The 22,630-nt window shown below is 58.6% G+C and carries 25 protein-coding genes and 1 pseudogene; 25 read left to right on the forward strand and 1 reads right to left on the reverse strand.

Annotated features, from left to right (window positions below; all coding sequences use genetic code 11):
• Positions 1-32: 32 nt before the first annotated feature.
• The 23 genes and pseudogenes from K3148_RS07450 (at position 33) to K3148_RS07555 (ending at position 20,521) form a co-directional block, all read left to right on the forward strand.
• A complete protein-coding gene (locus K3148_RS07450) occupies positions 33-308 on the forward strand; it encodes a metal-sensitive transcriptional regulator (RefSeq protein ID WP_221556736.1) in 276 nt (91 codons plus the stop codon).
• The gene (locus K3148_RS07455) at positions 305-724 is read left to right on the forward strand and encodes a DUF2231 domain-containing protein (RefSeq protein WP_345719521.1); all 420 of its coding nucleotides are present in this window, start codon (positions 305-307) and stop codon (positions 722-724) included. Before K3148_RS07450 ends, K3148_RS07455 begins: the two co-directional genes overlap by 4 nt.
• A gap of 31 nt (positions 725-755) precedes the next feature.
• On the forward strand, positions 756-920 hold the full coding sequence (locus K3148_RS13980) for a hypothetical protein (RefSeq protein ID WP_345719522.1): 165 nt from the start codon (positions 756-758) through the stop codon (positions 918-920).
• A gap of 11 nt (positions 921-931) precedes the next feature.
• The gene (locus tag K3148_RS07460; protein ID WP_221424223.1) at positions 932-1,303 is read left to right on the forward strand and encodes a hypothetical protein; all 372 of its coding nucleotides are present in this window, start codon (positions 932-934) and stop codon (positions 1,301-1,303) included.
• Positions 1,303-1,767 (forward strand): DUF411 domain-containing protein, encoded by a 465-nt coding sequence (locus K3148_RS07465; RefSeq protein ID WP_239804764.1) that lies wholly within the window; start codon positions 1,303-1,305, stop codon positions 1,765-1,767. The genes K3148_RS07460 and K3148_RS07465 overlap by 1 nt, the downstream gene beginning before the upstream one ends.
• A 40-nt stretch (positions 1,768-1,807) precedes the next feature.
• Entirely contained in the window at positions 1,808-4,174 is a 2,367-nt protein-coding gene (locus tag K3148_RS07470; RefSeq protein WP_221424224.1) for a heavy metal translocating P-type ATPase, read from the forward strand.
• Positions 4,171-4,587, forward strand: coding sequence for a potassium channel family protein (locus tag K3148_RS07475; protein WP_221424225.1), 417 nt, complete (start codon positions 4,171-4,173; stop codon positions 4,585-4,587). The genes K3148_RS07470 and K3148_RS07475 overlap by 4 nt, the downstream gene beginning before the upstream one ends.
• Positions 4,588-5,211: a DUF305 domain-containing protein gene (locus K3148_RS07480; RefSeq protein ID WP_221424226.1), complete on the forward strand. Its 624-nt coding sequence runs from the start codon at positions 4,588-4,590 to the stop codon at positions 5,209-5,211.
• A 735-nt stretch (positions 5,212-5,946) separates the two neighbouring features.
• A pseudogene (locus tag K3148_RS07485) lies at positions 5,947-7,047 on the forward strand (IS3 family transposase); the annotation flags it as partial.
• A gap of 429 nt (positions 7,048-7,476) precedes the next feature.
• Entirely contained in the window at positions 7,477-8,697 is a 1,221-nt protein-coding gene (locus K3148_RS07490; RefSeq protein WP_221424227.1) for an NnrS family protein, read from the forward strand.
• A complete protein-coding gene (locus K3148_RS07495; protein ID WP_221424228.1) occupies positions 8,694-9,143 on the forward strand; it encodes a hypothetical protein in 450 nt (149 codons plus the stop codon). Before K3148_RS07490 ends, K3148_RS07495 begins: the two co-directional genes overlap by 4 nt.
• 23 nt (positions 9,144-9,166) lie before the next feature.
• Complete coding sequence (locus tag K3148_RS07500) at positions 9,167-9,892, forward strand: Crp/Fnr family transcriptional regulator (RefSeq protein WP_221424229.1); 726 nt, start codon at positions 9,167-9,169, stop codon at positions 9,890-9,892.
• 135 nt (positions 9,893-10,027) lie between these two features.
• Complete coding sequence (locus tag K3148_RS07505; RefSeq protein ID WP_221424230.1) at positions 10,028-10,717, forward strand: Crp/Fnr family transcriptional regulator; 690 nt, start codon at positions 10,028-10,030, stop codon at positions 10,715-10,717.
• A gap of 86 nt (positions 10,718-10,803) precedes the next feature.
• Positions 10,804-12,480, forward strand: a complete 1,677-nt coding sequence (gene ccoN, locus K3148_RS07510) for a cytochrome-c oxidase, cbb3-type subunit I (protein ID WP_221424231.1) — start codon at positions 10,804-10,806, stop codon at positions 12,478-12,480.
• Positions 12,481-12,491: 11 nt separating this feature from the next.
• The gene (gene ccoO, locus K3148_RS07515; RefSeq protein ID WP_221424232.1) at positions 12,492-13,244 is read left to right on the forward strand and encodes a cytochrome-c oxidase, cbb3-type subunit II; all 753 of its coding nucleotides are present in this window, start codon (positions 12,492-12,494) and stop codon (positions 13,242-13,244) included.
• Positions 13,241-13,420 (forward strand): cbb3-type cytochrome oxidase subunit 3, encoded by a 180-nt coding sequence (locus K3148_RS07520; protein WP_221424233.1) that lies wholly within the window; start codon positions 13,241-13,243, stop codon positions 13,418-13,420. The genes ccoO and K3148_RS07520 overlap by 4 nt, the downstream gene beginning before the upstream one ends.
• Entirely contained in the window at positions 13,410-14,321 is a 912-nt protein-coding gene (gene ccoP, locus K3148_RS07525) for a cytochrome-c oxidase, cbb3-type subunit III (protein ID WP_221424234.1), read from the forward strand. The genes K3148_RS07520 and ccoP overlap by 11 nt, the downstream gene beginning before the upstream one ends.
• Positions 14,308-15,918, forward strand: coding sequence for a cytochrome c oxidase accessory protein CcoG (ccoG, locus tag K3148_RS07530; protein ID WP_221424235.1), 1,611 nt, complete (start codon positions 14,308-14,310; stop codon positions 15,916-15,918). The genes ccoP and ccoG overlap by 14 nt, the downstream gene beginning before the upstream one ends.
• Positions 15,915-16,364, forward strand: a complete 450-nt coding sequence (locus tag K3148_RS07535) for a FixH family protein (RefSeq protein ID WP_221424236.1) — start codon at positions 15,915-15,917, stop codon at positions 16,362-16,364. Before ccoG ends, K3148_RS07535 begins: the two co-directional genes overlap by 4 nt.
• A complete protein-coding gene (locus K3148_RS07540) occupies positions 16,361-18,490 on the forward strand; it encodes a heavy metal translocating P-type ATPase (protein ID WP_221424237.1) in 2,130 nt (709 codons plus the stop codon). Before K3148_RS07535 ends, K3148_RS07540 begins: the two co-directional genes overlap by 4 nt.
• The gene (gene ccoS / locus K3148_RS07545) at positions 18,487-18,672 is read left to right on the forward strand and encodes a cbb3-type cytochrome oxidase assembly protein CcoS (RefSeq protein ID WP_221424238.1); all 186 of its coding nucleotides are present in this window, start codon (positions 18,487-18,489) and stop codon (positions 18,670-18,672) included. The genes K3148_RS07540 and ccoS overlap by 4 nt, the downstream gene beginning before the upstream one ends.
• Before the next feature lie 238 nt (positions 18,673-18,910).
• The gene (gene hemN, locus K3148_RS07550; RefSeq protein ID WP_221426654.1) at positions 18,911-20,221 is read left to right on the forward strand and encodes an oxygen-independent coproporphyrinogen III oxidase; all 1,311 of its coding nucleotides are present in this window, start codon (positions 18,911-18,913) and stop codon (positions 20,219-20,221) included.
• 24 nt (positions 20,222-20,245) lie between these two features.
• A complete protein-coding gene (locus tag K3148_RS07555; protein WP_247711510.1) occupies positions 20,246-20,521 on the forward strand; it encodes a hypothetical protein in 276 nt (91 codons plus the stop codon).
• Positions 20,522-20,561: 40 nt separating this feature from the next.
• On the opposite strand, the gene K3148_RS14030 is transcribed toward K3148_RS07555, so the two are convergent.
• The gene (locus K3148_RS14030; RefSeq protein ID WP_425594631.1) at positions 20,562-21,122 is read right to left on the reverse strand and encodes a DUF6920 family protein; all 561 of its coding nucleotides are present in this window, start codon (positions 21,120-21,122) and stop codon (positions 20,562-20,564) included.
• A 179-nt stretch (positions 21,123-21,301) separates the two neighbouring features.
• On the opposite strand from K3148_RS14030, the gene K3148_RS07560 reads away from it, so the two are divergent.
• Together K3148_RS07560 and K3148_RS07565 are read left to right on the forward strand one after the other, a co-directional pair.
• Positions 21,302-21,745 carry an SDR family oxidoreductase gene (locus tag K3148_RS07560; RefSeq protein ID WP_221424239.1) on the forward strand — a complete coding sequence of 148 codons (444 nt, stop codon included), beginning with the start codon at positions 21,302-21,304 and terminating at the stop codon, positions 21,743-21,745.
• A 456-nt stretch (positions 21,746-22,201) separates the two neighbouring features.
• Positions 22,202-22,555: a hypothetical protein gene (locus K3148_RS07565; RefSeq protein ID WP_221424240.1), complete on the forward strand. Its 354-nt coding sequence runs from the start codon at positions 22,202-22,204 to the stop codon at positions 22,553-22,555.
• Positions 22,556-22,630 lie beyond the last annotated feature (75 nt).

Consider the following 22,630-nt stretch of genomic DNA (forward strand, 5'->3'; position numbering starts at 1 on the left):
GCAGGGTATTCCCCGCAGATGGAGCGTTAAACGTGTCAGCAACCGATGGTTCCCGCATCGTAAATCGTCTTCGCAGGATCGAGGGACAGGTGCGCGGCGTGGCGCAGATGATCGAGGATGATCGTTACTGCATCGACGTCCTGAACCAGGTCCAGGCGATCAAGGCTGCTCTCGGCCGTGCCGAGAGCGAAATCTTAAAGCGCCATGCGGCTTGCTGCGTGGCTGAAGCGATCGCCAGTGGTGACGCAGATGAACAGAAGCAGAAGTTCGGCGAACTGGTTGACCTTTTCGAGAAGGCCAAGCGGTGAACTTCGTTCTGCGCCTTTTGGCCAGCCTGGCTCTTCTTCTCTCTGCGACGATTGCGTTCGCGCATGGCGACAAGAAGCACAGGGAGGCGAAACGTCCTGCTGCAACCACAGCGGTCGCTGCTCAGCCCGCTCACGATATGGAAGCGATGGGTCGCGCCGCAGTTACCGAAGAAACCACGCAAGGCCATGATGCCGAGCAGGTGGAGCGCGGTGGCATCGCTGGTGCCTTGAAAAGCCTGCATCCGGCAACCGTCCACTTTCCCATAGCGCTCTTGCTGATGGCAGCACTTACCGAGCTGTTCGTGATGGCGCGCCGCACTCCCGAACGCGAAGCTGCCGTGAAGATCATGATCTACGGCGGCGCTGCGGGCAGCGCTGTTCGGATGGATACATACCGGACTGTGGTTCGGCGGTGATACCGTCATGCAGCTTCACCGGTGGAACGGGATGTTGATCGCAGCCCTCAACTCGGTGGCAGCGTGGATCGCGTTTCAAAATCCGCAGTCTCGCCTTGCTTTTCGCCTCATGCTTTTCCCGATTGCAGCGCTGCTGATCGCTCAGGGTTACATGGGCGGCGAACTCGCTCATGGTCTCAATCACCTCAAACTCTGAAGGAGCCTGCAATGCGATTCAATTCTCACGCACTCGCCGGAAAGTCGTTGCTTGCGTCAGCGCTCTTGCTTCCGCTGGCAGCTTGCAGTGATGCCGGCGCTCCGGTGGAAGAGAAAACTCCGGCAGCTCATTCAATTAGCGCCACGCCGGCTCCGGTTGCTTCCGAGCCGGTCACCGAACTGGTCGCTGAGCCCACAGATGACACGCCAGTCGCCGCATCGGTTCCGCAGCCTGCAACCACCAGCGCGCCCGCGCCTTCCGCTCGCAAGGCTGCGCCGGCACCCGTCGCAACTCCCACGCCGACTGCAGCCGCTGATCCGCATGCCGACCACGACATGTCCACCATGTCCGACGAAGAAATGAAAGCAATGGGACACAACTGATGAGCCAACACAGAAATCTGACCCGTCGCCCGCTTCTCCCCATACTTGGCACGATGTTGCTCGCAGCCTGTACGGGCGCGGCGCAGGCAGCCAGCTTCACCATGTATCGCGATCCCAGCTGCGGATGCTGCGAAGCCTGGGCCACGCACATGCGGCAGCGCGACCGGCATGAAGTCGCCACATTCGATCACCCCGACATGGCGTCTGTAAAGACGCAGAACGGCGTGCCCGATGACCTTCGTTCGTGTCATACCATGATCGCGGATCGCTACGTCATCGAGGGCCACGTACCCGCCGCCGAAGTCGAGCGTCTGCTCGCGGAAAGACCCGACTGGGTCGAAGGGCTCGCGGTCGCCGGTATGCCGCTCGGGTCGCCCGGCATGGAAGCGGGGGGCAAAGTGCAACCCTATCAGGTCATAGCGTTCGGCAACGGTCGCCGCGAGGTGTTCGCGTCCTATCCCTGATTTTCAGTCATACGTACCTGCGAAGCAGAGGAGCCAATCTATGAGCTGTTGCGACACCCACCACGCAGGCAAAGGCCAAGGTGAAGCTACCGCCATCGACCCGGTCTGCGGCATGAGCGTGACGATCGAGGGTGCTACGCATATCGCCGAGCACGACGGCGCGACCCATTACTTCTGTTCGGTGCGGTGCAAGGACAAGTTCGTCAGCGATCCGGAACATTATCTATCCGGAGCGCATCTCAAGCAGGTCGAGGACGTTCCGGAAGGGACGATTTACACCTGTCCCATGCATCCCGAGATCCGGCAGGTAGGACCGGGAAGCTGCCCCATCTGCGGAATGGCTCTGGAGCCTGAGACGGTCAGCCTCGAGGATGGACCCGATCCCGAACTCGTCGACATGACGCGCCGGTTCTGGGTCAGCGCGCTCTTCACCATGCCGTTGTTCGTTTATGCGATGAGCGACATGGTGCCCTGGATCAGCTTCGACCGGCTGATCGAACCGGCACGCGCGCAATGGGCGCAGCTGGCGCTCGCCACACCAGTGGTTCTGTGGGGCGGGTGGCCGTTTTTCGTGCGGGCGTGGCAGTCGCTCAGGACCCGCAACCTCAACATGTTTACGCTGATCGGCTTCGGCGTGGCGATCGCGTTTCTGTTCAGTCTCATCGCGACGCTCCTGCCCGGCATATTCCCACCCGCGTTCCGCGATCACTCAGGCCGAGTCGGCGTCTATTACGAGGCGGCGGCTGTCATTACGACTCTGGTGCTGCTGGGCCAGGTGCTCGAACTCAGGGCGCGGGGCTCGACCTCGAGCGCGCTGCGTGCACTGCTCGAACTTGCGCCGCCGACCGCGCTCAAGATCTTCGGCAGCGGAGGTGAGCGCGAAGTGTCGCTCGACCAATTGGCAAGCGGTGACCTGCTCCGCGTCCGCCCCGGTGACAAGGTGCCGGTCGATGGCGAAGTGACCGAAGGTGCGAGCGCGATCGACGAGTCAATGATCAGCGGTGAGCCATTGCCCGTGTCCAAGAAGGCCGGCGACCAGGTTATCGGCGGAACGGTAAACCAGACGGGCGGCTTCGTTATGCGAGCGGGCGCGGTTGGCAAGGACACGATGCTGTCCAAGATCGTCCAGATGGTCGCCGAAGCTCAGCGCAGCCGCGCACCGATTCAGCGTCTGGCCGATCAGGTCGCGGCCTGGTTCGTGCCTTCGGTGGTCGTGATCGCGGTCGTTACCTTTATCGTCTGGGCGGTCTGGGGGCCATTCCCCGCGCTTGCCTATGCGCTGGTCAACGCGATCGCCGTTCTCATCATTGCCTGCCCATGCGCGCTCGGCCTCGCAACGCCGATGTCGATCATGACCGGGACCGGCAAGGGCGCCCAGCACGGCATCCTCATTCGCAACGCCGAGGCACTTGAGACGCTCGAAAAGATCGACACGCTGGTGGTCGACAAGACGGGCACTCTCACCATGGGGAAGCCTGATCTCGTCGCCGTCACTCCCCGAGTGGGCCTGGACGAGGCCGGGTTCCTTTCCGCCGTCGCCGCGGTCGAAGCGGGGAGCGAGCATCCGCTCGCCCATGCAATAGTTGAAGGCGCCAAGGCGCGAGGCGTGGCGTTCGAGGCAGCGTCTGATTTGTCGTCGACTACCGGCGAGGGTGTCGAGGCGCGCGTAGGCCCGCGCAAGGTCGCCATTGGCAACGAGAAACTGATGCGGCGGCTCGGTATCGATGATGCGGAATGGCTCGCGTCCGGAGAAGCCGGACGCTCTCAAGGCCAGACCGTGATGTTCGTGGCCATCGATGGCGCACCGGCAGGGCTGATCGCGGTCGCCGATCCGATCAAGCCGACCAGCGCTGCGGCCATTCGGGCGCTGCACGAGCGCGGGATCGAAGTGGTCATGCTGACCGGCGATAGCCGCGCCACCGCCGAAGCCGTGGCCCGCCAACTCGGCATCGATGAGGTCGAGGCAAACGTCTCGCCCGAGGACAAGCATCGCAAGGTCGAGGCGCTCAAGGCCTCCGGTAAGCGTGTCGCAATGGCAGGGGACGGCATCAACGACGCGCCAGCGCTGGCGGCTGCGGATGTCGGCATTGCAATGGGAACCGGCACCGATGTCGCAATCGAAAGCGCCGGTGTCACGCTGGTCCGCGGCGACCTGACCGGTGCGCTCCAGGCTATCGTGCTGTCGCGCGCCACCATGCGCAATATTCGCCAAAACCTCGTATTCGCGTTCGGTTACAATGCGCTCGGCATACCGGTGGCGGCGGGCGTGCTGTTTCCCGCCTTTGGCCTTCTTCTCAATCCGATGATCGCCGCCGCGGCCATGAGCCTCTCGTCGGTGTCGGTCATCGCCAATGCCCTGCGTCTTCGTGGGCTCAAACTTCCAACCTTGAGCGAAGGTCGGCCATGATCCCGGCAACGGCAATCGGGATTTCACTCTTTATTGCGTCACTGATCTTGCACCTGGCCATGCTGAGACTTGCGAAGAAGCTTTCACCGCCGGGGCTTGCGCCGACCGGTTTGCGGCTGACGGGCGGATCATTGCTCGTTCTCATCAGCCACATGATGGTAGCCGTTGTTTTCGCGGCCGGTTTTGCATGGGCCACCTCGCTCGGTCTTGGCGGGTTCGCCAAGGAACCGGCCATGTCGCGCATGGATTACTATTACTTCGCCCTGATCACCGTGACGACAGTGGGCCTGGGCGACATCTATCCAACCGATCACCTTAGGGTGATTGCGGGCATCGCGTCGCTAACGGGCTTCATCCTGATCAGCTGCACAGCCCAGTACGTATACAAGACGATGAGCCAACAGGAGGATTGAATGGCCGACAACCAGAACGCGGATCACCAAGAGCATGGTGGTGGAGGCAACTACTGGCGCTTCATGGCGATGGTGGCGACTTCGACCGCGATCATGTTCGGCCTGATGTATCTAAACACGTACGAGCTCGATCACGCGTTCTGGAGCGAGACGCGCTTCTGGATGACGTTCGTCATGGGCGGCATGATGATGATCGTCATGCTCCTCTTCATGTGGGGCATGTACAAGGACAAGACCAAGAACTTCATCATCCTGGGCGTAGGCGCGCTGGTCTTTGCCGTTGCACTTTGGCTGGTCCGCAGCCAGGCGACCGTCAACGACGAAGAATACATGTCGGCCATGATCCCTCACCATTCGATCGCAATCATGACGAGTGCGCGGGCTGAGATCACCGATCCACGTGTTCGCAAGCTGGCGGACTCGATTATTGAGGCTCAGGTCAAAGAGATTGCAGAGATGAAGTTGCTGATCGAAGATATCGAACGGAACGGTGAGATGGGCGACGGTGAGCCACTCCCCGCGCGGACGACCGATCTCACACCAGAGCTATTGCAGGAAGCCGAACAGGCGGTCGAGCGTCCTATCAGCCCGGAGGTGAGCGACGAGGTTACGATGGGCGAATAGAGGCTCCCGGCGGATTTATCCCGCAATTCACGGAAATGTGAATTTGCGGGATAAAAACGTGCTCGGATGGCTCTGCGGAGAGGGTTTGCGGATCGTTTTTGCGAACCCCCATCGACGATGCCAAAGCTAGAAAATGGCGAAATCTAAGTCCTGAAAAAGGTATCGAACCAATGCATTAGACGGCTTTTGAGGGCCTTTTGAGGGCTTTTTGGAGTCGGCCGAATTCCTATCTATCTGATAAAATGTAGAAAACTAGTTCGAATTTGATGCCCAAAAAATACCGCAATGTTCTTACAAATAATTGGGCGAGGGGGACCTAAGTCCTTGCGACGCATTACCTTTGCATGAGCATACTTCACACGCGACTAGGCCGCGGAAAACCCATCCTGCTCGTCCACGGCTTGGGGGGGAAGCCGTCGGTCCTGGGATACGATCTCGCCTGCCCTCGCCCAAGCGAGGGAGGTGATTATCCTGGAACTGCCTGGCCACGGGCAGGCTCCCGCACAGGCCGACAGCGGTACGTTCGAAGGGCTGGCGCGGAGCCTGGACGATTGGCTCGTCCAGCCGTTCGTTGTGCTGATAGATGCAGAAGCCGACTACCTGTCGGAAGAGACTGAACGATCAGGAGTTCCAACGCGGAAACGTCGCCATCCGCCGAAACGACTTGGGTATATCCTGCCAGCACGGCACTGCGCGCTGTTCTGTCACACACAGCAAAAACCGGAATATCAAGTAACGGAAGAGGTGAAGGATTTGCGCCGTAAAGCCCGCGATCTGAAAGAGTGCGTGGCCGACCTGACGCTGGAGAACCGTCTGCTCAAAAAAGCATGACCGGGCTTGGGGAAGACGACGCATGAGATATCCCGCATCCGGGAAGCTGGAGATCATCCGGATCGTCGAGCAGTCGCACCTGCCCGCCAAGCGGACGTTGGACCAGCTCGGTGTGGCACGGCGAACCTTCTACCGCTGGTACGACCGCTACCTCGAAGGTGGGCCGGAAGCGCTTCAGGATCGCCCCCTCAGCGCCGAGCCGGGTGTGGAACCGCATCGGCGAGGACATCCAGCAGCAGATCGTCGGACTCGCGCAGGAGCAGACCGATCTATCCCCGCGCGAACTGGCGGTGCGCTTCACCGACGAGAAGCGCTACTTCGTTTCCGAAGCCACGGTTTACCGGCTGCTCAAGGCCCATGATCTGATCACCAGCCCGACCTTACACTGTGATCAAGGCAGCAGAGGCGTTCCACACCAAAACCACGCGGTCCAACGAGATGTGGCAGACGGACTTCACCTACTTCAAGATCATCGGATGGGGCTGAGTCTATCTCTCGACCGTGCTGGATGATTACTCGCGCTACATCATCGCCTGGTGGCTGTGCTCCACAATGTGTGCCAGCGACGTCACCGACACGCTCGATATGGCGCTGGCCGCCTCCGGCTGCGACCATGCCAATGTTCTGCACAGGCCGCGCCTGCTCAGCGACTATGGCCCCAGCTACATCGCCGGAGAACTGGCCGAATACATCGAGGCCAATAGGATGAGCCACGTGCGCGGCGCCCCCTTTCATCCGCAGACGCAGGGCAAGATCGAGCGCTGGCACCAGTCACTCAAGAACCGCGTGCTGCTGGAAAACTACTTCCTGCCCGGCGATCTCGAACAACAGATCGAGGCCTTCGTCGAGCACTACAACCACCAGCGCTACCACGAGAGCCTCGACAATGTGACGCCTGCCGATGCCTACTTCGGCAAGGCTCCTGCCATCATCAAACGCAGAGAAAGGATCAAACGAAAGACACTCGAATATCGGCGCTTGCAACACCGCAAACTCGCCGCCTAAACATCAATCCCGGACGAGGCCCACGCTCCGCAAGCCTACGCCGCAAGTTGTGCCAAATGTTCTGACGACTGACACTATAAGGCCCGCTGAACAACAAGGCTTATACAAAAGCCCAGCGTATAGTTCCCATGCCGAACGAGTATCAATCGGCCATCAAACCCTGCCAGCAAAGGTCAATGTTCACCCGCTCCGGACTAATTGCCGGTAGATTGATTACTGGAAGCGACCTTGCTGAAGTTTTTGTTAGGGTGCGCGTGTCATCCCGCGCTATCCCATCATCTGAACCATCCCCGCAATCGATGCGTTCTAGGAGCGCGAGGCGGAAACGATTGCGAGCAATAAGGTTCGACGTTCCCGCCAAGCTTGAGGTAGATCAAGTTGTCTGGCGCAAAGATGTGCTACCGGCGACCTTGCCGAATGAGGTCGCCCATGATGCCTACCAATACTGAAAGACTGGAACTGCGCCGGAGACGAATGGCGGAAAGCCCGCCTATCCTGCGCGGTGGCTTCAGACCATTCTTCCTCGGTGCCGCAGCTTGGGCCATAACCGCCCTCGCGGTATGGCTGACCGTGTTTTTTGGCTTCGTGCCGTTCGAACTTCTCGACAATCCGCTCGCATGGCACCGTCATGAAATGCTGTTCGGCTTTGTCGGTGCAGCAATCGCGGGATTTGTGCTTACAGCAGTTCCGAACTGGACGGGGCGGCTGCCCATTGCAGGTGGTCCCTTGGCCGCACTTTTCGCAATATGGCTCGTCGGAAGACTTCTTCCGTTCGCATCGTCCGACCATAATCCCATACTCATTCTCGTCGATGGAGGCTTCTATCTCCTTCTGGCATCCCTCCTCGCACGCGAGATAATTCAGAGCAGGAACCGCAATCTGCCTGTCGTCGCGATCGTCCTCCTTTTTGGAGCCGCCGGTATTTTAGACCGGCTCGAGATGGCAGGTTCGTTAGATTCTTCGCTTGGATGGCGCGCCGGACTCAGTCTCGTCGTCCTATTAATCGCCATCATCGGCGGACGGATTATCCCGAGCTTTACGCGCAATTGGCTATCCTCCATCGGCGCTCGTGAACCATTGCCGGCTCAGCCCCGCACGTGGGACAAGCTGATTATCGCGCTGACAGCCGCCGCGCTTCTGGCGTGGCTTAGCACACCGTCCAGCTTAGTAAGTTCGGTGCTTCTATCGAGCGCTTCCGCTGCCCATTTTTTCCGCCTGTCGAAATGGCAGGGCTGGCGGTGCTGCTCCAACGCTCTGGTGTGGATCCTGCACTTGGGATACATCTGGCTGCCGGTGGGACTCTTGCTTCTCGCCGTTGCCCAAGTCGAGATCACATCAGAGACAGCGGGTATCCACGCCCTGTCGACAGGAGCGATGGCAACGATGATCCTCGCTGTCATGAGCAGAGCCAGCTTAGGGCATACCGGCCGAGCGCTCATCGCCAGTCGGGAGATCACCGCCTCATACATCCTCATCACGGTTGCGGCTGTTACGCGGGTTCAGGCAGCCCTCTCCATCGGCGACGGTCGGGTAGCACTGGCAGTTGCTGGAGCGGCTTGGTTCGGAGCGTTCGGCCTCTTTCTTTTCCGATACGGACCGATCCTGTGCGCGCCGCGACTCGATGAGAACACGAAGGAGGGTCAGGCATGACAGACCGCTCAGTTCTCAGAACACTGGTTCTCGCTGTCGCCGCTCTTGCGACGCTTTTTTCGCTATCGTTTATCGCAACGCCAGTAAAATTCCTGGCAGCTGACGTGCCGATGTCTCATTTGCTCGCGGTGGGACGAGTGACCTTCCGGGCGTCCATCGCAATCGAGAGCATTTTGCTGTTTGCCCTTTTCGTCTCGGCACGAGGGCCATCGCGCCGTTTGATCATTGTAGCGATCGCGACTGTGGCACTGCAATGGATCTTCATCATGCCTGAATTGAACGATCGCACGATGGCGCGGATCGCAGGGGCGGCGGTCGGACCATCGGCGCTTCACCATTGGTGGATCATCCTCGATGTCATCCGTTTGGCAACTTATGCCTTCGTCGTCCACACGTGCTCACGCCATTTGCGCAATACTGTCGGGACGAACGTATTGGAAAGCTGAGCATGCAGGGCTAAATGGTGGCCATGCAGGCCGATGATCCGACAAACGAAATCAATTTCTGTCAGGCTTGTTCCGTCCGAAACCGCGCGATCTGCGCCGACCTGGACGACCAAGAGATAGCGCTGTTGAACAAGATCGGGCGCAGAAGGCGTCTGGCGCCCGGAGAAACCCTTTTGTGGGAAGGCGACGAAGCCGTCTTTGTCGCCAACGTGGTTTCCGGTGCGCTGAAGCTCTTCACCCAGACGAGTGATGGCCGGGAACAGATCCTCGGGCTCGCCTATCCATCCGATTTCCTCGGTCGTCCCTTCGGCGAGGTTTCTCCCTACAGCGTAGAAGCTCTGGGCGAATCAATCGTCTGCGTCTTTCAGCGATCGGATTTCGAGCGCTTTGCCGAGGAGCATGGGCGGCTGGAGCACAAGTTGCTTGAACGAACGCTGGGGGAGCTCGACAGAACTCGACGCTGGATGTTGCTTCTGGGGCGGATGAACGCCGAAGAAAGGCTCGCCGCTCTGTTGCTGGAAATCGCCTCACGAACAGTCTTGGCCACTTGTGAGAATACGAGCCGGAAATTGCCTGACGAGTTCGAGCTTCCGATGTCGCGCCAGCAAATCGCGGATATTCTCGGCCTCACGATCGAGACGGTAAGCCGCCAGTTCACAAAGTTCCGCGAAGAAGGCGTGATCGAAATACAAGGCCGCCGTGACATCACCATTCGCAAGCGTGACGCTCTCGAGATGCTGGCTGCATAGGAGCGCATTTTGCCCTGTCGCCAAACCTCACGCGCCAAACCGTAAAAACTATTCGAACCATTTGATCTGTCTCAAAGACCTGGCTGAAGATTCACCGCAGACCGCGATCTCGAACCTCCTGCGGAGCTCCGCGCTTTGTCCGACAATGATTTTCAGCGCCTTTTCGCTGCCATACTCGATTTGGGTCTGCCAAAATCGATGGCATCACGCCTTCGCGCATTTGGCCGTGAAATCGACGTCAAATGCGGCACGGTCGCCGAGTTCGATGAGACCAGCGATAGGTTCATTGTGTTTGTCGCGAAGGGCGTTGCGAAACTAGTCGGACATCTGGGAAACGATCGAGAGCAGATCGTCGCATTAGTGCTGACAAACGATCTCATCATGCAATCCCGGACGGGAACCGTGCCATATTTCCTATACGGCATCACCGATTGTCGCCTGCTTGCCTTCCCAGCGGATGCTTTCATCCGAACCGTAGCGGCCGATCCTGACATAGCGAAGGCGATTTTCGACCGTATGTTCGTCGCGTTCGATCAATCCCGAGACATGTCAGTGCTCCTCGGCCGCAAGACCGCTCAGGAACGCGTTGCCAGTTTCCTGTCATCGATGGCTGATCGCATCGGGAACGAAGATGAGAATGCAGGATTGCTGAGTCTCCCGATATCACGACGTGAAATCGCCGATAGTCTTGGGTTGACCATCGAAACGGTCAGTCGACAGTTCACCGAGCTGCGGCAACTTGGTGTCATAGACACGAATGGAAGGTCCGAAGTCAAAATTCTCGATCGGCTTCGCATTCGGAAACTGGCAGCCCTTCCTCTCTGAAAAACAAAACTTTTCGAAATTTGACCCAGATCAATGCGGTCTGCTGGCGAGCAGCATAGGCAAGGGAAAAGTGATCGGAGTATTAGATGCAAGCTGAAGCTGCACTGGGGCGGGTAGGTCTCTGGTTGTTGGTCATGGTTCTTTCAGTCGTCATGGTTGCGACGGCTGCGGACCAAGGGATGGCCGCGCACGCAACGATAATCGGAATTATCGCCTTTGTGATGGTGTGGGTTACCGCAGCGCGCTTCGATCCGCTGGGGAAGGCGCAGGGCTTCTTCAAGATGCCCGAAGGGCCATCGCGATATGACGACGATCCCATTCGCTGGGGTGTCTTGGCTACCATGTTCTGGGCTTTGGTTGGCTTGCTTGCTGGCGTTTTCATCGCGTCGCAACTGGCGTTCCCGCAGCTCAATATCGAGCCCTACTTCAATTTCGGCCGCGTGCGACCGCTTCATACCTCTGCGGTGATCTTTGCGTTCGGTGGCAACATTCTCATCGCGAGCAGCTTCTACGTCGTCCAGCGCACCTGTCGCGCTCAGCTGGCATTCCCCGCGCTCGCCCGGTTCGTCTTTTGGGGCTACCAGTTGTTTATCGTCCTGGCGGCATCGGGTTATCTTTTCGGTGTCACGCAGAGCCGAGAATACGCCGAGCCGGAATGGTATGTCGACCTGTGGCTTACCATTGTCTGGGTAGCCTATTTGATCGTTTTCGTGGGCACGCTGGCTCGCCGGAAAGAACCGCACATCTATGTCGCGAACTGGTTCTACCTTTCGTTCATCATCACCATCGCGATGTTGCACATCGTCAACAACCTCGCGGTCCCCGTTGCTTGGAACGGGTCGCTATCCTTCTCGGCCTTTGCAGGAGTTCAGGACGCTCTGACGCAGTGGTGGTATGGTCACAACGCCGTCGCGTTTTTCCTCACCGTGCCGTTCCTCGCGATGATGTATTACTTCGTGCCGAAGCAGGCCGAGCGACCGGTCTATAGTTATCGTCTGTCGATCATACACTTCTGGTCGCTGATCTTCCTCTACATCTGGGCCGGCCCGCACCATCTCCATTACACGGCACTGCCCGATTGGGCACAGACGCTTGGCATGGTGTTCTCTGTAGTCCTTTGGATGCCAAGCTGGGGCGGCATGATCAACGGGTTAATGACGCTCAACGGGGCATGGGACAAAGTCCGCACCGATCCAATCATTCGCATGATGGTCATGGCTATGGCGTTCTACGGCATGGCGACCTTCGAAGGGCCAATGCTCAGTATCAAGGCCGTCAACTCGCTCTCGCACTATACCGACTGGACCGTCGGCCACGTGCATTCCGGAGCGCTTGGCTGGAACGGGCTGATCAGCTTTGCAGCGGTCTACTTCCTTGTGCCGCGCCTGTGGAAGCGTGAGCGAATGTATTCGCTGCGCATGATTAACTGGCACTTCTGGCTCGCGACGCTCGGCATCGTTTTCTACGCAGCCAGCATGTGGGTGGCGGGAATTACGCAAGGGCTGATGTGGCGTGAATACGGGCCTGACGGTTATCTCGTGAACAGCTTTGCAGAGACGGTCGCCGCGCTGCATGAGCTTTATATCATCCGCGCATTGGGAGGCGTCATGTATCTCAGCGGAGCGATCATCATGGGCTACAATGTGTGGATGACCATCGGCGGCAGGCTCCGCGAGGAAAAGCCGATGGGAGCCATGCCCGCTTATGACTCCGACAAAGACCGACCCATTGCAGGTTCGGCTTCCCCCGAACCTGCAGAATAGGATAGATCGTCATGGGCCTCGCTACCCAACACAAGAAGCTGGAAAAGAACATTAACCTACTCGCGATCTTCTCCTTCATCGCAGTGTCGATCGGGGGCATCGTCGAGATTGCGCCTTTGTTCTGGATCGACAACACGATCGAGGAAGTAGAGGGAATGCGACCCTACACGCCGCTGGAGCAAGCGGGGCGCAACATTTACGTGCGTGAGGGCTGCTATTCCTGCCACAGTCAAATGATCCGTCCGTTCCGCGACGAGGTGGAGCGTTACGGACATTACAGCCTCGCCGCCGAAAGCATGTATGATCATCCCTTCCAATGGGGTTCGAAGCGCACGGGGCCTGACCTGGCGCGCGTCGGCGGGCGGTATTCGGACGAATGGCACGTCCAGCATCTCGGGGATCCGCAAAGCGTGGTCCCGGAAAGCATCATGCCAAAATACTCGTTCCTCGGTGACACGCCGCTCAATACGGACAACGCTGCCGCCATGCTGGTTGCTCTTAGAAGGGTTGGCGTCCCCTACTCGGATCGCGACGTTGGCGAAGCGATGGCGGACATGATCCTCCAGGCCGATCCCGATAGCGGCGGCGATGTCGAGGATTTCCAGCAGCGCTACCCCAAGGCGCAGGTTCGCGATTTTGATGGTGATCCGAGCAAGCTTACCGAAATGGACGCGCTCGTCGCGTATTTGCAGATGCTTGGCACGCTGGTCGACGTCGATAGTGCGGCAGCACAAGAGCGGCTGGCCGAGGAGAAAGGCCGATGAGCCTCTACGACCAGTTGCGCCACTTCGCCGATAGCTACGGCCTCGTCGCCCTTCTGCTTCTGTTTTTCGGCATATGCCTCTGGGTGTTTCGCCCCGGCGCAAAGCAACGCAATCAGGAAGCCGCGCGTTCGATATTCAATGATGAAGACACCGGGGAGCGCCACGATGGCAAATAAGCGCATCGACGAGCCGACCGGCACAGAAACCGTGGGACATGAATGGGACGGTATCGAGGAACTCGATACGCCGATGCCGCGCTGGTGGCTCTGGACCCTCTACGCGACGATTGTCTGGGGGGTGATCTACGTGATCCTCTATCCTGCATGGCCGCTGATCAACAAAGCAACCGAAGGCGTGCTCGGCTGGAGCAGTCGCGGAGAGCTCGCCGAAGAGATGAGCGTTGTCGACCAAGCGCGGACTACTGTGCGCGAAGAGCTCGCGCGCATTCCGATCGAACGCTTGCCAGAGAACAGCGAACTATTTGGGCAGGCAGTGGCTGGTGGCCGGTCTGCTTTCCAGGTCCATTGTTCGCAATGCCACGGCTCGGGAGCGGCCGGTAGCCAGACCTTGGGCTATCCCAACCTGAACGATGATGACTGGCTCTGGGGCGGAGACCTCAAGGCTATTGAATACACGCTTGTGAACGGCATTCGTGCACCCGGCGTCAACGATACACGAATGAGCGTTATGCCTCCATTCGAAGGAGCGTTTGATGCAGACCAACTCACTGCAGTTACGAATCACGTCCTTTCCTTAAGCGGGAAGGCGCCGTCGACCGCTTCCGGAGCTCAGCTATACCAAGACAACTGCTCCGTTTGTCACGGACCTGCAGGTGAGGGAAATCGTGAGCTTGGTGCGCCGCGCCTTAACGATGCAATCTGGCTTTATGGGAGTTCGCCCGAACAGTTGCGCGCTCAAATTCTGAACCCCAAGATGGGACGCATGCCGCACTGGAGCGGACGTCTCGACCCGGTCACGATCAAGATGCTGTCGGCCTATGTGTGGTCTCTCGGCGGCGGCGAAGAATTCGTCGAGGTCGCTGAAGATCCTGCGGTGGAGGTCGATGAAGAACCGTGATCCCAGTCGCGCGTCGAGCGCTCCTCCTCGCCGCGAAGGCGCGGAGCGTGACTGGTCGGTCGTCGTTGAGGACGGGCGGGCCAAGACGAACGAGCCTGTCTCGAGCGCCGTAGCCAACCCGGAAGCGACGACATTGCGGCACGAACCGCACGAGCCGCCGCGACAGCACCTGCCGACGAAACTGTTCGAGAAGCGCACAAAGGTCCACAACAAGCGGATCGATGGGCGTTTCCGGCGTTTCAAATGGTTCGTCATGTTCGTTACTTTGGCGATCTACTACGCCACGCCGTGGATCCGATGGGATCGCGGACCCTATGCACCCGACCAGGCCGTGCTGGTCGATCTCGCCAACCGGCGCTTCTACATGTTCGGTATCGAGATCTGGCCGCACGAGTTTTACTACGTGGCAGGCCTGCTTATCATGGCCGCACTTGGCCTGTTCCTCGTGACGAGTGCGGTTGGACGCGCCTGGTGCGGATACGCTTGCCCGCAGACTGTCTGGACAGACCTGTTCCAACATGTCGATCGTTTCGTCGACGGCGATCGTAACGCGCGCATGAGGCTCGATGCTGCACCGCTTGGCCCGAAGAAATTTGCGAAGCGCACGTTCAAATACACGATATATCTCGTCATCAGCTTCTGGACTGGCGGTGCATGGATCATGTATTTCGCCGATGCGCCAACATTGGTGCGAGACTTCTGGGCGGGCGAGGCGGCACCGGCCGCATACATTACCGTCGTCATCCTGACCCTTACCACCTTTACGCTCGGCGGCTTTATGCGCGAGCAGGTCTGTATTTACATGTGCCCCTGGCCCCGCATCCAGACCGCGATGATGGATGAGAAGTCGCTGCTGGTGACCTACAAGGACTGGCGCGGCGAACCACGCGGCAGCGTGAAGAAGGCGCAGAAGAACCCCGGCAAGTTCGGCGATTGCATCGACTGTTTGCAATGCGTCGCTGTCTGTCCCACCGGTATCGACATCCGCGAGGGTCCACAGGTGGGCTGCATCACCTGCGCGCTCTGCATCGATGCGTGCGACAAGGTTATGGCAGATATCGGCAGACCACGCGGCCTCATCGACTATGCAACGCTGGAAGATTGCGAAAAAGAGGCGAACGGCGAACCCACGCGCTCGCCCTGGAAGGCGATTTTTCGACCGAGGACCATCGCCTACTTTCTGATCTGGGGCAGCATCGGCCTTGCCATGCTGTTTGCCCTAGGTGTGCGAAGCCATGTCGGTCTGTCGGTTTCACCCGACCGTAATCCGCCCTACATCCTGATGAGCGACGGGTCGGTGCGAAATTCCTACACGCTGAAACTGCGTAATATGGAAAGTCGCCCGCGCGAGATGGAGATCGCTGTCGAGGGGCTGCCTGGCGCACTCATGTGGACCGATACGATCGGAAGAGACGATGCCGCGGGCACGCAAATCAAGACGGTTCCTGCCGATCAGGTCCTCTCGGTTCGCGCTTATGTCATCGCGCCGGAGGGCACTTCGACGCAAGAGTTCAACTTCAGAGTGACCTCGCGCGACGAGCAGCAAGAGTCGGCGACAACCGAAACGCGGTTCGATACGCCCGGAGGTGAGCGGTGAAGCGCGAATTTACCGGCAAGCATGCGGCGACTATCATCGTGTCTGGCTTTGCCATCATCATCGCGGTTAATTTGTTCATGGCCACGCTTGCCGTTCGCGGATTCGGCGGCGTAATCGTCGAGAACTCCTATGTGGCAAGCCAGGAATTCAACGATTGGCTAGACGCGGCGGAGAAGCAGGAAGCTCTGGGTTGGATGGTCGAGATGACCCGGAGCGAGAACGGGCACCTCTTGATCGAGACTGCTTCGGTGCCGGCCGGCGCCACCGTCACTGCCGTGGCTCGCCGGCCCCTTGGGCAGGCGGAAACCACGACCCTGAGTTTGATTGAGGCGACCCCGGGCAATCACATGTCGCTCGAACCGCTCGATACAGGACGTTGGATTGTCCGTCTGACAATCTCGTCCGAGGATGGTCATACCTGGGCGACTGAAGAGCATCTGTCGTGAACGCCCCGGCAACCCTGGATTTTCCTGAACGTCCAGGCCTGATCGATAGCCGGTTCACCGTTCCTGGCATGCGCTGTGCAGGTTGTATCGCCAAGATAGAACGCGGTTTGCAAGAGCTCGACGGTATCGAGGCAGCGCGCGTCAATTTCTCCGCCAAGAGGGTGGCCGTCCGGCACGACAGGGCGCTCGATGCGGGCGATCTTGTCGATGCCATTCGAAAGATCGGTTTCGAGGCTCAAATCGCCGAGGCGAATCCACTGGGCCAAGACGATACTGAAAGGCGTATGCTCCTGCGCTCGCTTGCCGTGGCGGGGTTCGGCATGATGAATATCATGCTGCTTTCTGTAAGCGTCTGGTCGGGCGCGGGCGGAGTGACGCGCGAACTGTTCCACTGGCTCTCAGCTCTGATCGCGTTGCCGGTGGTCGCCTATGCAGGGCGCCCCTTCTTTTCCAGCGCAGCCATGGCCCTGCGGCATCGCCGGACCAATATGGACGTGCCAATCTCGATCGGAGTCCTGCTGGCGACCGGGCTAAGTGTGTATGAGACCACAACTGGCGGCGAGCATGCCTATTTCGACAGCGCGGTCATGCTGCTTTTTTTCCTGCTTTGCGGTCGCGCGCTCGACGCAACCATGCGCAATAAAACGCGGGCAGGCATAGGCGCGCTCCTTTCGAGGATGGGCAAGTCAGCAAGGATTCTGAAGGCTGATGGATCAAGCCAGACGATTGCCGCGCAAGATCTCGAGCCTGGAATGCTCATGCTCGTTGCTGCAGGTGAAGCGCTGGCTGCCGATGGCGTAATCGAAGAGGGAAAAACTTCGATAGACAATGCAATGCTTACTGGTGAAAGCACGCCAGAGGCTGCTGCAGAGGGGAACACAGTCTACGCCGGGGCGATCAATCTCGGTGACCCGATCCGCGTCAGAGTAACCGCCGCCTCTTCGGATACCGCGATAGCCGAGATCGCGCGCCTGATGGATGAGGCGGGTCAGTCGCGTAGCCATTATGTCCGCATCGCCGATCGCGCGTCGCGTCTGTATGCGCCTGCCGTCCATACGCTTGCGATGCTGGCGTTTGTCGGATGGATGATCGCGGGTGCGGGTTGGCACCAGTCGCTCGTAATTGCTATCGCGGTGCTCATCATCACCTGTCCTTGTGCGATGGGACTGGCGGTCCCCGCTGCTCAGGTCGTGGCGTCGGGAGCGCTCGCGAAAAGGGGGGTGCTGGTCAAGGATGGGAGTGCGCTCGAACGGCTTGCAGAAGTCGACTTGGCATTGTTCGACAAGACCGGCACGTTGACGCTTGGTGAGCCGGTCCCCAGCCTCGATCATTTGACGGATGAACAGAAAGCCATCGCGCTAGGATTAGCGCAAGCTAGTCGGCATCCCTTGAGCAGAGGCATCGCATCCGCCCTGGAAGAGGCAGGCGTTCCCGCTGCATCGCTTACCGCAATCACGGAAACAGGAGGACGAGGCGTCAGCGGGATGCATGGCGAAACTCCGGTTTCGTTGGCGCGAGGTGATTTTGATCAAGCCGGTCTCGCATCCTCGCTGCATATCGCAGAGCAAACAATCGCAATCGCGTTCACTGACCCGGCGCGAACCGATGTGACTAAAACCCTCGGGGATCTTCGGGCACTCGGTGTCGAAAGCAAAATCGTGTCAGGTGATCGCCAGTTGCCGGTTCTTGCCCTTGCAGGCGATCTCGGCATTGAGGGCAAGAGTGAAATGCGTCCCAACACCAAGCTAGCACTGCTTGATGAGTTGAAGAGCGCTGGACGCCGCCCGCTGATGGTTGGCGACGGCATCAACGATGGTCCTGCCCTGGCTGCGGCCCATGCTTCCATTGCGCCCGGCACTGCCAGCGACGTGAGCCAACAGGCAGCAGACGCGGTCTTCCTCGGCAAGAGACTCATGCCAGTTGCCCTAGCCATCGTTGTCGCCCGTCGAACCATGCGCATCGTCCGCGAAAATTTCGGATTTGCCATCGGCTATAACGTGCTTGCTGTGCCGCTTGCACTTGCGGGTTTCGTGACCCCGCTCGTCGCCGCGGTCGCCATGTCTCTCAGCTCGCTGGTAGTCGTTGGTAATTCCCTAAGACTTGCCCGCGTCAGGCACGCTCCGTGAACGTCTTGGTCTTCCTTATTCCGGTCGCGCTGTTTCTGGGTGGCGCCGGGCTTGTCCTGTTTTTCTGGGCCATGCGCGACGGCCAGTTCGAGGATCTCGACGGTGCGGCAAACCGCATTCTTATCGATGACGAGGAAGACGATCGGACTGCGATAGGCGAGGGAGAGGATCCTCCCCGATGAGGACCGGTACGTTTGCACTTCTAGCGCTACTTCCGGCATCGTTCGGGCCTGTTCCCATATCTGCCAAGACCGTCGAAGCGCTTGTTTGCGGTGGCGGCGTCATCAGTATTCCGATCCCGATGCGCGAGACTCCACCTGTCGCTCCCTGTCATAGCAAGGGTTGTCATGCACTCTACTCTCGCAAACGAATTGATCCAGCGCAATGAACGTGATTTCCGATACGAGTAAAGAGCCCGCCATGTGGCCTTATCATCCTGACCTGCTGGGAACTCCGGTTCCCCGCTACACGAGCTATCCGACAGCGGCCGAGTTCGCACCCCTGTCGCCCACCCAATATGCCGAGGCGCTTGGCGGCGCGCACGGCGCCATCTCGCTCTACGTCCATATCCCGTTCTGCGAGAAGATATGTTTCTACTGCGGGTGCAACACCGGCAAATCAGGCAAACGACAGCGTCTCGAATCCTATCTCGACGCCCTGTCTTGCGAAATCGATCTCGTATCGAGCATTTTGCCACGTGATGTTTCGGTGCGTCGGATTGCATTCGGGGGTGGTAGTCCAAATGCGATTAGCCCGACCGAATTCCTTACCCTAGTCGACCGCTTGATCGCACGCTTCAGCATCGATGATCCGACCTTCTCGATCGAGCTTGATCCTCGAACGTTCTCGCAAGAATGGGCAAAGGCGATCGGGAGTGTCGGCATCCAACGCGCAAGCCTCGGCGTGCAGACTTTCGCTACCCACTGCCAAGAAGCCATTGGACGCGTGCAACCCGAGAGCCTTATCGAGCACAGCACCGATCTTCTCCGAAAATACGGAGTTTCTTCGCTCAATTTCGATTTGATGTATGGCCTTCCGCACCAGTCGCAGGAAGATCTCAGCGATAGTCTGCAGCGCACACTCGCCATGGGTCCGGACCGCATCGCGCTCTTTGGCTATGCTCATGTTCCGCATCTGATTGCGCGACAGCGTGTCATCGATGGGAATGCACTACCAGGTTCGGAGCAGCGCTTCGCGATGGCCGAACTCGGTCATGCTCTGCTTACAGAGCAGGGATATCGATCAATCGGATTTGATCACTTTGCCAAACCCGATGACCCACTCGCTCTGGCATCTGCTGCAGGAACGTTGCGACGAAATTTTCAGGGCTTCACCGATGATCAGTCGCCCGTCTTGATCGGGCTTGGCAGTTCGGCAGTAAGCAGCTTCCCGCAGCTCTTGGCGCAGAACGAAAAGAACAGTGGCCGTTACAGAATGCTCGCAGGGCAGAGCCGACTGACGAGTGCGGTTGGCATCACTCGGACCGAAGACGACCGCCATCGCGGGGAGATGATCGAGTCACTCTTGTGCCGCGGCAGTGCTGAAGTCCGGCGAGTCACGACTCAGGAACCTTTGGATGCCCTGCAACCATTTCTCGATCTCGATCTTGCGAGCATCGAAGATGGCCTTCTTGCTATAACGCCCTCCGGACTACCCTATGCACGCGTGATCGCTGCCTTGTTCGATACATATTGCCCGCAGTCTGTCCGTCGTTTCAGTTCGGCCGTGTGACGCGGTCCCAAAGGAGTTTTCTCGATGCCACTGTGGTTCCTTCCTGCTCTCATCGCGCTTTTCGCCGTCGTCAGTCTGGTCGCTGGGATATGGCTGTTGCTGCACTTGCGCGATGTCGCTCGTGTATTCCGGGGCGACAGGCCTGGGGAAATGGTGCGTGGGCCGGGGCGAAGGAGGGCGACACCCGCAGCGGTTTGGACAGCGCTGCTCATATTTAACGCAGGCTGGATCGCCTGCATCATTATCTGGGTCTTTGTCTTAAGCGGTGAAGCCAACATGGCGGTCAACGCGAAGGGGTAGCTCTTTGTCGCTTTTGGAGATGGAAGTCGCATCACCGAGGTCAGGAAGCCGCTCCTCGTACCGCCCATTCCTCCAAAGCTCCGCGCCAGACTGGCATTCGCGTCCCATCAATGTCCCAGCTCACGTCGGCTTTGTGGGGAAGAGAACGCCCGCTCACTCTCCAATAGTCCTCAAAGGTGCCGTACCAGGGTCGTTCTCGGAAGCCGCGACCTTCCTGCCGCGGCCTGTCCTCTGCACTGACGGATGCAATCGTTTCATCCGCTTTAAGCTTGAATAATACGGAGGCGCGGACACCAAAAGCATGCACAGATGCCCGGAGTGTATTGTCCGCTTCCTCGGCCCAACTTACTCGGTCATTTGATAACAAAGCGTCAGGCGCCCAGGGTAACTCTGCAAGATACCGCATCAGTTCCCCCTTCAGCAAAGTGGGGCTCGGCTTTGCTTGTGACAAGGTGATTCCGCCAAGACATCTTACGGAACCGTGAGGAAGTCCGTTTTGTAGTTCATCGCGAACTTGCAGGAGACCTAAAGGGCCAACGCTCGCCGTCAGAAAGCTGGCTGGTCGGTATCTATCGACTGGCGAGCTTGAAATTTCATCCATCGACCGGCCGAACCGGTCCGCAAGATTCCACGCTCCTCAATCTTACTTGCGTCTCAGCACGAGCAACTTGCGCGCCAATACGCTCAGCAAGTCTTATCAACGTCTTTGGGCGGGTCATACCGTTTGGCGAATATTGGACATTGCTGGACTTGCCTTTGTCGAATCGCGATGCTGCCAGCATGGCCATAACAGAAAATATTCTCGTGACTGGGGGTAGCGGAACTGTCGGCAGGGCAGTGGTGCAAGCCTTGCGGGATACCGGCAGGGCACCAATTATCGCTAGCCGCGACGGCAGTCGTGTTGATGAAGTTCAATTCAATTTTCTCGACAGAGCAAGTTGGGATTTGGCCTTGTCCGGAGTGACGCGGCTATTCCTCCTGCGCCCTCCGCAGATCACTGACATTGATAACACGCTGGGGCCGTTCGTCCGTATTGCAAGGTCCATGGGCGTCGAACACATTGTCTTCTTGTCTGTCGCTGGTGCGGAAGATTTTCCGCTTCTGCCGCATGCGAAGGTCGAACGCTATCTCGCCGAAACATCGGGCTGGACAATTTTGCGCCCCGGATTCTTCGCTCAGAACATGGAGACCGCTTACACCGAGGATATTCGGTTCGACAACTGAATTTATGTGCCAGCGGGCAAGGGCAGGCTGGCTTTTGTCGACGCCCGCGATATCGGACAAGCAGCAGCCGGTTGTCTGTTACGACCCGATCTGCATTACGGTACTGCGTATGAGTTGACAGGTCCCGTAGCAGTGACGTTTACGGAAGTGGCTGACTACCTTTCCTTTCTGCTTGACCGTGAGAATTCTTACGAGCCAGCCTCGATTATCGGTTACTTGGCGCACCTTCGCTCGCAAGGTGAGCCCTGGAGCAAGGCGGTAGTCCAGACTGCGCTTCATGTAGGCCTTCGTTTTGATAAGGCTGCAGATATTGCGTCCGATCTTGCTCGACTGATAGCCAATAAACCAAGGAGTATCTTCGACTATCTTGATGATCGGCGGGCGACATGGCGGTGACGCCATCGATTGTTCTATAGGAACGCTGGCTAGGCTCGCGTTTAGAGAAAGAGACGACGCATGAGATACGCAGTATGTGTTATTCTGGTTTCGCTGATGTTGGCAGGCTGCCAATCGAGCGAGAGCGTGAGGCTTGCGAACGACCAAAACAAGGCACCTGACTTTGTCGTGGCGGTCTGCGGAGAATGCCACGCTGTAACCGCGAACGCCGTTTCGCTACGATCCGACGCACCCGGATTTGCCGACATCGCGAACAGCCCCGGCCTTACGCGCGAATCCCTCGAGACCTTCTTGTCAGATGCGCACAATTACCCGATGCAGATGGATGTTGATCTCGATGAAGGGGACATAAAGGTCATCGCCGATCATATCATGACCCTGCAATCGAAAGATTATATCCGACCACCATCCTGAAAAACGCCGAGTTCCCGCCCGCTTCGTTTCTAGAGATCGACGATCCCGAGCCAACTCTATATCAGCTTTTCAGGC

It is taken from the genome of Qipengyuania aurantiaca, from assembly GCF_019711375.1.
Taxonomy (GTDB): domain Bacteria; phylum Pseudomonadota; class Alphaproteobacteria; order Sphingomonadales; family Sphingomonadaceae; genus Qipengyuania; species Qipengyuania aurantiaca.

Coding starts and splice junctions, on each gene's coding strand:
- K3148_RS13980 (WP_345719522.1), top strand. CDS start 756: ATGTTGATCGCAGCCCTCAACTCGGTGGCAGCGTGGATCGCGTTTCAA.
- K3148_RS07460 (WP_221424223.1), top strand. CDS start 932: ATGCGATTCAATTCTCACGCACTCGCCGGAAAGTCGTTGCTTGCGTCA.
- K3148_RS07465 (WP_239804764.1), top strand. CDS start 1,303: ATGAGCCAACACAGAAATCTGACCCGTCGCCCGCTTCTCCCCATACTT.
- K3148_RS07470 (WP_221424224.1), top strand. CDS start 1,808: ATGAGCTGTTGCGACACCCACCACGCAGGCAAAGGCCAAGGTGAAGCT.
- K3148_RS07475 (WP_221424225.1), top strand. CDS start 4,171: ATGATCCCGGCAACGGCAATCGGGATTTCACTCTTTATTGCGTCACTG.
- K3148_RS07480 (WP_221424226.1), top strand. CDS start 4,588: ATGGCCGACAACCAGAACGCGGATCACCAAGAGCATGGTGGTGGAGGC.
- K3148_RS07490 (WP_221424227.1), top strand. CDS start 7,477: ATGATGCCTACCAATACTGAAAGACTGGAACTGCGCCGGAGACGAATG.
- K3148_RS07495 (WP_221424228.1), top strand. CDS start 8,694: ATGACAGACCGCTCAGTTCTCAGAACACTGGTTCTCGCTGTCGCCGCT.
- K3148_RS07500 (WP_221424229.1), top strand. CDS start 9,167: ATGCAGGCCGATGATCCGACAAACGAAATCAATTTCTGTCAGGCTTGT.
- ccoN (WP_221424231.1), top strand. CDS start 10,804: ATGCAAGCTGAAGCTGCACTGGGGCGGGTAGGTCTCTGGTTGTTGGTC.
- ccoO (WP_221424232.1), top strand. CDS start 12,492: ATGGGCCTCGCTACCCAACACAAGAAGCTGGAAAAGAACATTAACCTA.
- K3148_RS07520 (WP_221424233.1), top strand. CDS start 13,241: ATGAGCCTCTACGACCAGTTGCGCCACTTCGCCGATAGCTACGGCCTC.
- ccoP (WP_221424234.1), top strand. CDS start 13,410: ATGGCAAATAAGCGCATCGACGAGCCGACCGGCACAGAAACCGTGGGA.
- ccoG (WP_221424235.1), top strand. CDS start 14,308: ATGAAGAACCGTGATCCCAGTCGCGCGTCGAGCGCTCCTCCTCGCCGC.
- hemN (WP_221426654.1), top strand. CDS start 18,911: ATGTGGCCTTATCATCCTGACCTGCTGGGAACTCCGGTTCCCCGCTAC.
- K3148_RS07555 (WP_247711510.1), top strand. CDS start 20,246: ATGCCACTGTGGTTCCTTCCTGCTCTCATCGCGCTTTTCGCCGTCGTC.
- K3148_RS14030 (WP_425594631.1), bottom strand. CDS start 21,122: ATGGATGAAATTTCAAGCTCGCCAGTCGATAGATACCGACCAGCCAGC.
- K3148_RS07560 (WP_221424239.1), top strand. CDS start 21,302: ATGGCCATAACAGAAAATATTCTCGTGACTGGGGGTAGCGGAACTGTC.
- K3148_RS07565 (WP_221424240.1), top strand. CDS start 22,202: ATGAGATACGCAGTATGTGTTATTCTGGTTTCGCTGATGTTGGCAGGC.